Annotated in this window: 12 protein-coding genes; 7 read left to right on the top strand and 5 right to left on the bottom strand. The window is 61.3% G+C overall.

Features of this window, described 5'->3' with window-relative positions; all coding sequences use genetic code 11:
* The first annotated feature begins 9 nt into the window (after nucleotides 1-9).
* The 5 genes from V6F91_RS22875 (at nucleotide 10) to V6F91_RS22855 (ending at nucleotide 4,444) form a co-directional block, all read left to right on the top strand.
* Complete coding sequence (locus V6F91_RS22875; RefSeq protein ID WP_332768415.1) at nucleotides 10-1,167, top strand: D-alanyl-D-alanine carboxypeptidase family protein; 1,158 nt, start codon at nucleotides 10-12, stop codon at nucleotides 1,165-1,167.
* An 86-nt stretch (nucleotides 1,168-1,253) separates the two neighbouring features.
* Nucleotides 1,254-1,529, top strand: coding sequence for a DUF493 domain-containing protein (locus tag V6F91_RS22870; RefSeq protein WP_093098020.1), 276 nt, complete (start codon nucleotides 1,254-1,256; stop codon nucleotides 1,527-1,529).
* The gene (lipB, locus tag V6F91_RS22865; protein ID WP_090286605.1) at nucleotides 1,529-2,176 is read left to right on the top strand and encodes a lipoyl(octanoyl) transferase LipB; all 648 of its coding nucleotides are present in this window, start codon (nucleotides 1,529-1,531) and stop codon (nucleotides 2,174-2,176) included. Before V6F91_RS22870 ends, lipB begins: the two co-directional genes overlap by 1 nt.
* Nucleotides 2,177-2,201: 25 nt before the next feature.
* Complete coding sequence (gene lipA, locus V6F91_RS22860) at nucleotides 2,202-3,200, top strand: lipoyl synthase (protein WP_160768663.1); 999 nt, start codon at nucleotides 2,202-2,204, stop codon at nucleotides 3,198-3,200.
* Nucleotides 3,201-3,493: 293 nt separating this feature from the next.
* Nucleotides 3,494-4,444, top strand: a complete 951-nt coding sequence (locus V6F91_RS22855; protein WP_332768410.1) for an LD-carboxypeptidase — start codon at nucleotides 3,494-3,496, stop codon at nucleotides 4,442-4,444.
* Nucleotides 4,445-4,560: 116 nt separating this feature from the next.
* Here the strand turns inward: V6F91_RS22855 and V6F91_RS22850 are convergent, their stop codons facing one another.
* The 5 genes from V6F91_RS22850 to leuS all read right to left on the bottom strand — a co-directional run bounded on the left by V6F91_RS22850 (nucleotide 4,561) and on the right by leuS (nucleotide 10,681).
* Complete coding sequence (locus tag V6F91_RS22850; protein WP_332768408.1) at nucleotides 4,561-5,883, bottom strand: lytic murein transglycosylase; 1,323 nt, start codon at nucleotides 5,881-5,883, stop codon at nucleotides 4,561-4,563.
* Nucleotides 5,884-5,944: 61 nt separating this feature from the next.
* Nucleotides 5,945-6,109 (bottom strand): alternative ribosome rescue factor ArfA, encoded by a 165-nt coding sequence (gene arfA, locus V6F91_RS22845; RefSeq protein WP_090286599.1) that lies wholly within the window; start codon nucleotides 6,107-6,109, stop codon nucleotides 5,945-5,947.
* Between the two features lie 194 nt (nucleotides 6,110-6,303).
* Nucleotides 6,304-7,341, bottom strand: coding sequence for a DNA polymerase III subunit delta (gene holA / locus V6F91_RS22840; protein ID WP_203419612.1), 1,038 nt, complete (start codon nucleotides 7,339-7,341; stop codon nucleotides 6,304-6,306).
* A 39-nt stretch (nucleotides 7,342-7,380) separates the two neighbouring features.
* Nucleotides 7,381-7,986, bottom strand: a complete 606-nt coding sequence (gene lptE / locus V6F91_RS22835) for an LPS assembly lipoprotein LptE (protein WP_332768404.1) — start codon at nucleotides 7,984-7,986, stop codon at nucleotides 7,381-7,383.
* Nucleotides 7,987-8,074: 88 nt separating this feature from the next.
* On the bottom strand, nucleotides 8,075-10,681 hold the full coding sequence (gene leuS / locus V6F91_RS22830) for a leucine--tRNA ligase (protein WP_332768402.1): 2,607 nt from the start codon (nucleotides 10,679-10,681) through the stop codon (nucleotides 8,075-8,077).
* Between the two features lie 254 nt (nucleotides 10,682-10,935).
* On the opposite strand from leuS, the gene V6F91_RS22825 reads away from it, so the two are divergent.
* Complete coding sequence (locus V6F91_RS22825; protein WP_332768400.1) at nucleotides 10,936-11,259, top strand: hypothetical protein; 324 nt, start codon at nucleotides 10,936-10,938, stop codon at nucleotides 11,257-11,259.
* 104 nt (nucleotides 11,260-11,363) lie between these two features.
* The gene (locus tag V6F91_RS22820) at nucleotides 11,364-12,143 is read left to right on the top strand and encodes a YdcF family protein (RefSeq protein ID WP_332768398.1); all 780 of its coding nucleotides are present in this window, start codon (nucleotides 11,364-11,366) and stop codon (nucleotides 12,141-12,143) included.
* The last annotated feature ends 37 nt before the right edge of the window (nucleotides 12,144-12,180 follow it).

Here is a 12,180-nt window from a genome sequence, read left to right as displayed (position 1 = left end):
GAGAGACGGATGAACATCACCACCTTTGCCAAACGCCTGTGTCTGCTAGTCCCGCTGCTCCTCTCGCCAGCCGCTTTCGCGGCCGAGATGATGCCGTCGCCACCACAACTGGCCGCCAAAGCCTACGTTCTGATGGATGCCAGCAGCGGCAACGTGCTGGTTGAAAACAACGGCGACCAGCGTCTGCCACCGGCCAGCCTGACCAAGCTGATGACCGCGTACATCGCGACCCTGGAAATCCGTCGCGGCCAGATCGGTGAAAACGATCCGGTGACCGTCAGCGAAAACGCCTGGCGTACCGGCGGTTCGCGGATGTTCATCAAGGTCGGCTCGCAGGTCACGGTCAGCGACCTGCTGCACGGCATCATCATCCAGTCCGGCAACGACGCCAGCGTGGCGCTGTCCGAGCACATCGCCGGCAGCGAAGACGCGTTCGCCGACCTGATGAACAAGACCGTCACCGAACTGGGCATGACCAATACCCACTTCATGAACCCGACCGGTCTGCCGAACCCTGAGCACTATTCCTCGGCGCACGACATGGCGATCCTGGCCCGCGCGATCATTCACGAAGACCCGGCTCACTATGCGATCTACTCGCAGAAAGAGTTCTTCTGGAATGGCATCAAGCAGCCTAACCGCAACCTGCTGCTGTGGCGCGACAAGACCGTTGACGGTCTGAAAACCGGTCACACCGACGAAGCCGGCTACTGCATGGTGTCTTCGGCTGTGCGTGACGGTCAGCGTCTGATCGCCGTGGTATTCGGTACCAACAGCGAAGTGGCCCGTGCTGCTGAAACCCAGAAGCTGCTGACCTACGGTTTCCGCTTCTTCGAAACCCAGACCTTCTATCAGAAGGGCACCGAACTGGCTCAGGCGCCGGTGTGGAAAGGCACCACCAATCAAGTCAAGGCCGGCCTGGCTGAAGACCTGACCATGACCCTGCCAAAAGGCCAGCTGAAGAAGCTCGCTGCCAGCATGACCATGAACCCGCAACTGACCGCGCCTATCGCCAAGGGCGACGTGATCGGTAAAGTCGAAGTCAAACTGGAAGACAAGGTGGTGCACAGCGCTGACCTGATCGCTCTGGACGGCGTCGAAGAGGGTGGTATCTTCCGCCGCATGTGGGATAGCATCCGTCTATTCTTCTACGGCTTGTTCAACTGATTCAGTGTTGACCTGCATGGCCCCGCCCCGATCCGGAGCGGGGCCATGTGCGTTACCACGGCTTGCACTCTAGAGGCCGTTACGCCATGACCGATACCGAAGTAAAGGCGCCGAAGATCGAATTCCCTGTTACGGATTATCCCGTCAAGGTGATCAGCGATACGGGCGTCGGTCGCAAAGACCAGATCATTGAAATCGTCAAGAAACACGCGACCATCAACGATGAACGCATCGACGAGCGTCAAAGCAGCACTGGCAAGTACACCACCATTCAACTGCACATTGTCGCCACCGATCAGGATCAGCTGTACAACATCAACAGCGAACTGCGGGCGACCGGCTTCGTGCACATGGTGTTGTGATGCCGGGCACGCTGGGCTTTCGCGAACTTGGCCGGATGGCTTACGAGCCGGTCTGGCATGCCATGCAGCGCTTCACCAACGAACGCGGCAGCGCGGCCGCCGATGAAATCTGGCTCGTCGAGCACCCGCCGGTGTTCACTCAGGGCCAGGCCGGCAAGGCCGAGCACTTGCTGCTGCCGGGAGATATCCCGGTGGTGCAGGTCGATCGCGGCGGGCAAGTGACTTATCATGGCCCCGGCCAACTGGTGGCGTATCTGCTGCTGGACGTACGCAAGCTGGGTTTCGGCGTACGTGATCTGGTCACGCGCATGGAACAGTGCCTGATCGAACTGCTGGCCAGCTACGGTGTGACCGCAGCGGCCAAGCCGGATGCTCCCGGCGTTTACGTCGAGGGCGCAAAAATTGCGTCTCTGGGTTTGCGCATTCGCCACGGTTGTTCCTTTCATGGCCTGGCCCTGAACGTGGATATGGACCTGGAACCGTTTCGACGGATTAATCCCTGCGGCTACGCCGGGCTGGCGATGACCCAGCTGAGCGATCACGCAGGATCGATTGAATTTGCCGAGGTAAGTGCCCGGCTGCGTGCGCAGCTCGTCAAACACCTCGACTATGCTGAGCAGACGACCCTCACGGGCGGAATCGACTGATATGACTACTGATGCAGTGCAAACCATGATCCCGACGCTCGACGTGACCGAGCGCCCGGCCCCGCGTCCCAAGGTCGAAGCCGGCGTCAAGCTGCGCGGCGCCGAGAAGGTTGCACGCATCCCGGTGAAGATCATTCCGACCACCGAACTGCCGAAGAAGCCCGACTGGATTCGTGTGCGCATCCCGGTGTCGCCGGAAGTCGACCGGATCAAAAGCCTGCTGCGCAAGCACAAGCTGCACAGCGTCTGCGAAGAAGCTTCCTGCCCGAACCTCGGTGAGTGCTTCTCCGGCGGCACCGCCACGTTCATGATCATGGGCGACATCTGCACCCGTCGCTGCCCGTTCTGCGACGTCGGCCACGGTCGTCCGAAGCCATTGGACGTCAACGAGCCGGAAAGCCTGGCCATCGCCATCGCCGACCTCAAGCTCAAGTATGTGGTGATCACCTCGGTGGACCGCGACGACCTGCGTGACGGCGGTGCCCAGCACTTTGCCGACTGCATCCGCGAAATCCGCAAACTGTCGCCGAACGTGCAGCTCGAGACCCTGGTCCCGGACTACCGTGGCCGCATGGACATCGCCCTGGAAATCACCGCTGCCGAGCCGCCGGATGTGTTCAACCACAACCTGGAAACCGTGCCGCGTCTGTACAAGGCCGCGCGTCCGGGTTCGGATTACCAGTGGTCGCTGACCCTGCTGCAGCGCTTCAAGCAGATGATGCCGCACATTCCGACCAAGTCCGGTCTGATGCTGGGTCTGGGCGAAACCGACGAAGAAGTCATCGAAGTCATGAAGCGCATGCGCGAACACGACATCGACATGCTGACCCTCGGTCAGTACCTGCAACCGTCACGCAGCCACTTGCCGGTGCAGCGTTTCGTGCACCCGGACACCTTCGCCTGGTTCGCCGAAGAAGGTTACAAAATGGGCTTCAAGAACGTTGCCTCGGGTCCGCTGGTACGCTCCTCGTATCACGCCGACGAGCAGGCGAAGCTGGTCAAGGCCGAGCTGCTGGGTTCTTGATCCGCATCCAATGAAAAATGCCCGCCGAGGTTTGTCCCGGCGGGCATTTTTTTGCCTGGAATAGAGCATTCCGGCCTGGCTTGGAACCCGTGTTGGACCCACCCCTCACCCCAGCCCCTCCCGAACGAGCGGGAGCCGGTTTCCTTGCTTTTCAAAACCTCATTCAACTCGGTCATCTCGGTCAGTTCCCTCTACCTCCGGAGAGGGTTAGGCGGGCCGCGTTACGATGAGGGACTTTTGTTTGTGTCTCAAGCTGACTACTGTGTGCATGATTTAGCCAGGGAGCTGCAAGGATGACCATTCGACCGACTCACACGCTCTGCCCGCACCGAGCCGTGCCCGCGCTGCCGGCAGAAGGGCTTATTGGCGTCATCGCGCCTGCCGGGCCTGGGACTCTGAATACGGAAAAGGCGCTGCAATGGATGCGCGCCCGTGGCTATGGGCTGAAAGTGTTTCCCGGTGTTTCCGAGAAGGACGGTTATCTGGCCGGCAGCGATGAAGTGCGCCTGCGCGACCTGCACGCGGCATTCGCTGATCCCGAAGTCGACGCGATCATTTGCCTGCGCGGCGGTTACGGCACGCCGCGATTGCTCGACCGGATCGACTACGATCTGCTCGGTCGCCACGCCAAGCCCTTCGTCGGCTACAGCGACATCACCGCGCTGCACCTGGCGATCAGTCGCTACGCCGGCTTCGTCACCTTTCACGGGCCGTTGCTCAATGCCGATTTGCTGGGCGACAAGGAACCGCCGACCGTCACTTCATTCTTCGCCATGTTGCGCGGGCAGTCGAAGGCGGGAAGTGTGCTCAGCCACCCAGCGGCGTATCCGTTGACCACTGTCGAGCCGGGCGTCGCTCACGGGCGTCTGCTGGGTGGCAATCTGGCGATGATCGCCGCAACGCTGGGTACGCCTTATGAAATCGATGTCGAAGGGGTGATTCTGCTGATCGAGGACATCAACGAGCCGTTGTATCGCATCGACCGCTTGCTGACGCAGATGCGTCTGGCTGGCAAGTTGGCGAAGTTGCGTGGGGTGTTGGTGGGCGATGTCGCGGGGGTCGATGTTCAGGCCCTGAACCGCTTGCTCAAGCAGACCTTCGAGCCGTGGCGGATTCCGGTTTTGTCAGGCTGGCGCAGCGGGCATTGCGATCCGAACCTGACGCTGCCGATGGGCGCGCTGGTGCGCCTGGATGCGGGCAAGCAGGAGTTGATGCTGGAGCAGGATGTGGTGATCAAGGCTTAGAAATAAGTCGCCTGACAGTCAGTCTTCGCGAGCAAGCTCGCTCCCACATTTGAAATGCATTCCAATGTGGGAGCGAGCTTGCTCGCGAAAGCGATATCAGCCATACGGCATTCGTTCTATTGGGTACGCAGGCTTTCCAGCAACTTATGCGTAGGATAACCATCCGCCGGCCAGCCCAGTGACTGCTGCGCGCTGCGAATCGCTTTGCGCGTGTTGGCGCCGATGATCCCGTCCGCTGTGCCAGCGTCGAAGTTGCGTGCACTCAGCAAGGTCTGCAATTCCATCCGCTCGGTGCGGCTCAGCGGCAGGTCGTCTTTCGGCCAGGTCCCGTTGATCAGGCCACCGCCATTGAAACGCTCCGACAGCAGGCTCACCGCCAAGGCATACGACGAGGAGTTGTTGTACTTGAGGATCGCCCGGAAGTTGTCGAGGATCAGAAACGCCGGGCCACGATAACCGGCCGGCAGCAGCAGCGCTGCGGACAGTTGCTCAGAGCCGACAGGCACTTGCGCACCGTTCGGCAGGCTCACGCCCAACTGACGCCATTGGGCGACGCTCTTGCGAATCGCACCGTCGGCCAAGGTGTAATCGAAGGTGCTCGGCAATTGCACTTCGAAGCCCCATGGTTGGCCACGCTGCCAGCCCGAACTCTGCAAATAATGCGCAGTCGAGGCGAGCGCATCGGCGGGGCTGCCCCAGATGTCGCGACGGCCATCGCCGTCAAAATCCACGGCATGGGTGTTGTAGGTGGTCGGAATGAACTGGGTCTGGCCCATGGCGCCGGCCCAGGAGCCAAGCATTTTCTCCGGGGTGATATCGCCTTGTTGCAGAATTTGCAGGGCGGCAATCAGTTGCGCATGGGCAAAGCCCGGGCGGCGGCCTTCATAGGCGAGGGTGGCCAGTGAGTTGATCACCGACTTGCTGCCCTGGAACTGGCCGAAGTTGCTTTCCATGCCCCACACCGACACCAGCGCCTGACGATCAACGCCATAGCGCTGTTCGATATCGCGCAGGATGTCGGCGTATTGATTGACCAGCGTCTGGCCTTTCCGCACGCGCAGCGGCGACAGTGCGCCGTCGAGGTATTCCCACACAGGGCGCGAGAATTCCGGCTGACTGCGGTCGGCACGAATCACGCTGGCATCGAAGCTGACATCGGCAAACGCACGATCGAACAGCTCGGGACGAATCCCGGCGGCCAGGGCATCCTTGCGGAAACCCGCCTGCCATTCGGCGAAGGTCTGGGTGGGTTGCAGATCGAGAGGGTCGGCGGACGGCACTACCGGCGGGATGATCGCTGGGGCCGTGGCGACAGGTGCGGCTTGCAGGGGTTGCGCATCAGCGGCGGTGGGTTTTTCCGCACAGGCGACAAGCAGAATGAAGCTGGAGGCAGCGATCAGTTGGCGAACAGGCCAACGATTGGAAAGACTGAAGGGCATGCACGGTTCCAGGGAATACGAATCAGGTGCAGACCTTAACATGACCGAGGGGTACTGCGCTTCAGGCAGCCAGAAAGTAAGAAGCCTCCCAGCTGTCAGACTGGAAGGCTTCGCGGCGGTAGCTGCCTTTGCCCTTGGAGGGTCGTTCCTGACGACTGCGGAACAAGGGCTGGGCGACGATGGATTTGGCCTTGTTGGGGCCATGTTTCGCGGGCTTTTTGCTCATGAGAATGCTCTTGGTGAGGTGGGTTTTGCGGGGGAAATAATCTGCCGATGTTGTTCGTCTGTCCAGTACCGCTTGTGTGCAAATGTGAAAGCGCTTTCGCGAGCAGGCTCGCTTCCACAGTGGACCGGGTTCCACTGAGAGACCGCGGTCACCTGTGGGAGCGAGCCTGCTCGCGAATGGGGGCTTTGAATGCCTTACTCGGCGGGGAGTGACAGCCGCTGCCCCGCCATCAACAACGCCAGACGATTCAGGCTCATCCACGGCGAACCCGCGGCCTGGCCCTTGATCTGCGCATCGATACGCTGGGCTTCGAGCAACAGTTGCGCCCAGCGTTGCGCCGAGTAGCGTTGCAGGGCTTTGCTGACCAACGGCTTGCGCTTGTCCCAGACCGGCGGTTTCGACTGACTGAAGCATTTGTCCAGCGGGGTGCCCTGGCTGTATTGCAAGGCAATGTTGGCCAGCAGCCGCAACTCACGGGCCAGGGCCCAGAGAATCACTGGCGGTTCGACGCCTTCTCCACGCAAACCCTCAAGCATGCGCAGCGCATGGGCCGGCTCGCCATTGAGTACCGCGTCGGTCAGACCGAATACGTCGAAGCGGGCACTGTCCGCCACGGCGGCCTGCACGGTTTCGACGGTGATCTGGCCACCTTCGGCCATCAGCTTGAGCTTTTCGATTTCCTGCGCGGCGGCGAGCAGATTGCCCTCGACGCGCGCGGCGATCAGTTCGACAGCGTCCTGGCTGGCCGACAAGCCAGCCTGGGACAGACGCTGGCGAATCCAGCTCGGCAACTGATTGGCGTCCACCGGCCAGATCTGGATGAACTGGGTCTGCTGGCCTTCAACCAGGGCTTTGCCCCACTTGGTCTTTTGCGCACTGCCGTCGAGCTTGGGCAGGCTGATCAGCAGTACGGTGTCTTCAGCCGGGCGTGAGCAATATTCGATGAGCGCAGCAGCGCCCTTGTCACCGGGCTTGCCCGAAGGCAGGCGCAGTTCCAGCAGGCGCTTTTCGGCAAACAGCGACATGCTCGCGCCGGCCAGCAGCAACGTGCCCCAATCGAAATTGGCGTCGGCCGCAAACACCTGGCGTTCGTCAAATCCCTGCTGGCGCGCAGCACTGCGAATGGCGTCGGCGGCTTCCTGGCACAGCAACGGGTCATCGCCGCTGATGATGTAGACCGGCGCGAGTGCGCCTTGCAGGTGTTTGCCGAGTTGAGCGGGAGCGAGCTTCATAAGAAAAGTCGATCGGGGCGCCTGAGCGCCCCGAACAGCTTACTGCTGCGGTATTTCGAGCGGCGACTGACGCGGGGTTTCCGCTTCAGCCTTTTGTGCCGCTTCCAGCGCATCGGCTTCAGCCTTGGCGCGGTCGTTGGCGGCTTGCTGCAGTTGCTGCAACTGGCTCGGGGTCAGCTGCGACAGGCGCAGCATCATGCGCTGAACCAGTTCGCGACGGATTTCATGACGGGCGTCGTTGGCTTCCTGATCGGACCCGACGAGGTTGTTGCCGTCGTGAATGAAGACCTTCTGCACTTCGAGCTTGTCACTGATCAGTGACAGGTCTTTCTCGCCGCGGATGTCATAGCTCAGCACGGTGTTGACCTGATACTCGCCTGTGCGACCGGCACCGGCATAGCTGAGGATGCGCTGACTTTCCTGCTCGTCAGCCAGGTACAGCTTGTACGGCGCGCCGCTGTAGACCTTGACGCCGCTGGATTCCAGCGTCTGACGCAGCTGTGTCACGGTTTCGCCGTAAGCGTTACGCGCGCTCAGGTCGATTTCCTTGATCGACAGTTCGTTGGTGCCGGTACCACGCAACTGGAAACCGCAGGCGCTCAGCAGAACGGCGAGGCCCATCACCAGCAGATTGCGTTTGATCATTGTGTTGCTCCCCTTGAAACCAGGTGAGCCGACTCTGCGGCCCGAAAGGTTTTACTGGGTGCCAGGCGAGCCCGGCACCCGATCCAATTTAGCTGGCGACGATGTTGACCAGTTTGCCTGGCACCACAATCACTTTGCGAATGGTCAGGCCGTCGACGAAACGCAGCACGTTCTCGTTGACGCGCGCGGCGGCTTCGATCTCTTCGCGAGTGGCGCTGGCCGGCATTTCGATCTGCCCGCGCAATTTGCCGTTGACCTGAATTACCAGGGTCAGGCTGTCTTGCACCAGAGCACTTTCGTCGACGGCCGGCCAGCCTGCATCGATCACGGCATCGGCGTGACCCAACTGCTTCCACAGTTCGTGGCTGATGTGCGGGGTGATCGGCGCCAATAGCAGGGTCACCGCTTCCAGACCTTCGTGCAGCAGCGCGCGATCCTGTTCGGTGGCGTGTGCGGCTTTTTCCAGCACGTTCATCAGCGTCATCACCTGGGCGATGGCGGTGTTGAATTTGTGGTTCTGGCCGACGTCATGGCTGGCCTGCCTGATCGCCAGGTGAATCGCGCGGCGCACGGCTTTCTGATCGTCGTTCAGGCTGGCGATGTCCAGTTTGCCCGGCAGGCCCTGGGTGACATGAGCCTGCGCGAGACGCCAGACGCGCTTGAGGAAGCGGTGCGAGCCTTCCACGCCGGAGTCGGACCATTCGGCGCTCATGTCAGGCGGCGAGGCGAACATCATGAACAGGCGGCAGGTGTCGGCGCCGAACTGGTCGATCATCGATTGTGGGTCAACGCCGTTGTTCTTCGACTTGGCCATTTTCTCGGTGCCACCGATTTCCACCGGCAAGCCGTCGGATTTCAGTCTGGCGCTGATGACCTTGGCTTTGCTGTCGCGCTCCAGTTCCACGTCCGCCGGGTTGAACCAGGTGTAGGCACCGTTGGCTTCGCGACGGTAGTAGGTTTCGGCGATCACCATGCCCTGGGTCAGCAGGTTCTTGAACGGCTCGTTGGAGCTGACCAGGCCTTCGTCACGCATCAGCTTGTGGAAGAAACGCGCATAGAGCAGGTGCAGAATCGCGTGTTCGATACCGCCGATGTACTGATCGACCGGCAGCCAGTGGTCGGCCGCGGATTTTTCCACCAGCCCGCCGGTGAAGTGCGGCGAGGCGTAGCGGGCGTAGTACCACGACGACTCGACGAAGGTGTCCATGGTGTCGGTTTCACGCTTGGCAGGCTGGCCGCATTTCGGGCAGCTGCACTCGTAAAACTCGGGCATGCGCGCCAGTGGCGAACCGGCGCCGTCTGGCACCACGTCTTCGGGCAGGACTACCGGCAGTTGATCTTCCGGCACCGGCACGTCACCGCAGGTATCGCAGTGAATGATCGGGATCGGGCAGCCCCAGTAGCGCTGGCGGCTGATGCCCCAGTCGCGCAGGCGGAACTGGGTGCGCGAGGCGCCCAGTTGTTTCTTGATCAGAGCGACTTCCATGGCGTCGAACGCGCCGGCGAAATCGAGGCCGTCGAACTCTCCGGAGTTGATCAGCGTGCCGTGCTCGCCGTAGGCGTCTTGCCACGGGGTCGGGTTGCTTTCGCCGGAACTGGTACGCACCACCGATTTCACCGGCAGGTTGTACTTGTGGGCGAATTCGAAATCGCGCTCGTCGTGCGCTGGCACGGCCATGACCGCGCCGTCGCCGTAGTGCATCAGCACATAGTTGGCGACCCACACCGGAAGTTTTTCGCCGGTCAGCGGGTGCTCGACGAACAGGCCGGTCGGCAGGCCTTTCTTTTCCTGAGTGGCGACGTCGGCTTCGGCGACGCTACCGCCCTTGCACTCAGCGATGAACGCTTGCAGCTCAGGGTTGTTTTTTGCCGCCAGAGTGGCCAGCGGGTGCTCGGCCGCCACGGCGACATAGGTCGCGCCCATCAGGGTGTCCGGACGGGTGGTGAAGACTTTCAGGGTGCCGGCTTCGCCAATCGAATCGACGTTGTACGGGAACTGCACTTCCATCCCGCGCGACTTGCCGATCCAGTTGCGCTGCATGGTCTTGACCTGTTCCGGCCAGCCATCCAGTTCATCGAGGCTTTCGAGCAGCTCATCGGCGTAGGCGGTAATCTTGAAGTAGTACATCGGGATTTCGCGTTTTTCGATCAGCGCGCCGGAACGCCAGCCGCGCCCGTCGATCACCTGCTCGTTGGCGAGAACGGTCTGGTCGATCGGGTCCCAGTTGACGGTGCCGTTCTTGCGGTAGATCACGCCTTTTTCGAACAGGCGCGTGAACAGCCATTGTTCCCAGCGGTAGTAGTCAGGCTTGCAGGTGGTGACTTCGCGTGACCAGTCGACCGCCAGACCCAGGCTGCGCAGCTGGGTTTTCATGTAGGCGATGTTTTCGTAGGTCCACTTGGCCGGTGCGACATTGTTCTTCATCGCCGCGTTTTCCGCCGGCATGCCGAACGCGTCCCAGCCCATCGGTTGCAGGACATTCTTGCCGAGCATGCGCTGGTACCGGGAAATCACGTCGCCGATGGTGTAGTTGCGCACGTGCCCCATGTGTAGCTTGCCGCTGGGGTAAGGGAACATCGACAGGCAGTAGTAGGTTTCCTTGCCTGGCTGTTCACTGACTTCAAAGGACTTTTGCTCATCCCAGAAGGACTGGGCGGCGGCTTCGATCTCACGGGGTTGATATTGTTCGTGCATGGCTACTTTTGTACTGGATAGGGGTGGCCTAATCCTCTTCGACGGCGGCAGGCGGGATAGCCCGGATGCGCTGGAAGTGGAATGACAGGAAGCGCCGTAGCATACATGACCGCGCTTGGCCTAGGGAAACCCTGATTCAGCAGTTTGGCCCGCGCGATTCGGGGCGAGGGCCGTTTGTCGCGGCGTGCAGCCGGTTTGTGCAGCGAAGCTAAGCTCTAAGTGGGGAGTGAGTCTTATCTTCAATGAGGTGAGGGATGGTGGAGCAACGGCAGAAAAACGTGACGAAACCCGATTTGTACGAAAAGCTGATCAACCGTCTGGGCATGGCCCTGGACGCTGTAAAAACCGCTGACCGGCTGCGCGATGAGCGCCCCCTGGAACTGGAATTGCGTGGCTTGAGTCCCGCCGAGTTCAAACTGGTCAAGGCTTATCTGGATCGCAGCGAGCGGGAAATGCAGGGGTGCCTGTCACAGGCAGTCAAGCAGCTCGATGCAGCACATTCGGCCAAGGTCATCTGGCTCAAGGACCGGGCACCGGGTAAAGACACCGTCAAGGTTCGCACGTCGCGGGCCAGGTAGACGCATGGCAGGTCAGGAAACGGATCTTTTTCAAAGGGATCCAGCCTATTGGTTGTAACGCATCAGCAACACTCTTAGGCTTCGGGCATCTGTGGAGATGCCCGATGCCCTTTCGTTATCTGATCAAACAATTGCTGTTGCCGCCCGGCATTCTCTTGCTGCTCTTGCTGGCCGCCTGGTGGCTGCGCCGTTCACGGCCGCGGCTCGCCGGCGTGTGTTTTGCGCTCGGCCTGGGCGGCCTGTGGCTGATGAGCCTGCCGGTGGTCGTGCAGTGGGGCGCGAAGGCGCTGGAGCGCGAGCCGCCGCTGGCCCGCGAGGCGTGGACGACCCTGGCGCAGCGGGCCGATGCGATTGTCGTACTCGGTTCCGGTCGCGAGCGCGGCGATCTGGCGTGGGGTGAAGACCAGCCGACCGGTATCGGGCTCGAGCGCCAGCGCTATGCGGCGCGTCTTGCAAAGGCCTCCGGGTTGCCGATTCTGACCAGTGGCGGGTTGCATTACGGTACGCCACCGACCGAGGCGAAGTTGATGGCGGATTCGCTGCGCGACGATTTCGCGGTGACGGTGCGCTGGCAGGAAGGTGAAAGCCGTACCACTTGGGAAAACGCCAGGTTCAGTGCCGACATTCTGTTGCCGCAAGGGATCAAGCGCGTAGTTGTGGTCACCCAGGCCTGGCATATGCCGCGGGCGGTGTGGAGCTTCAAACAGGCGGGATTCGAGGTGGTGCCGGCACCGGTCGGCTTTCTGGGCACCGATAACGCGCGGCCATTTGGCGGCTGGTTGCCGGAGTTCAAGTCGATCTGGCAGAGCGGGCAGTTGCTCAACGAGGCGGTGGGCCAGGTGGGGTATTCGTTGTTTTACCGAGGTGATGTCAGTCCCGATTGATTGGCTGCTGCTGATGCCCTCTTCGCGAGCAGGCTCG

Source organism: Pseudomonas koreensis, from assembly GCF_036668835.1.
Classification (GTDB): domain Bacteria; phylum Pseudomonadota; class Gammaproteobacteria; order Pseudomonadales; family Pseudomonadaceae; genus Aquipseudomonas; species Aquipseudomonas koreensis_I.
This window is presented reverse-complemented; position numbering and strand designations above follow the sequence as displayed.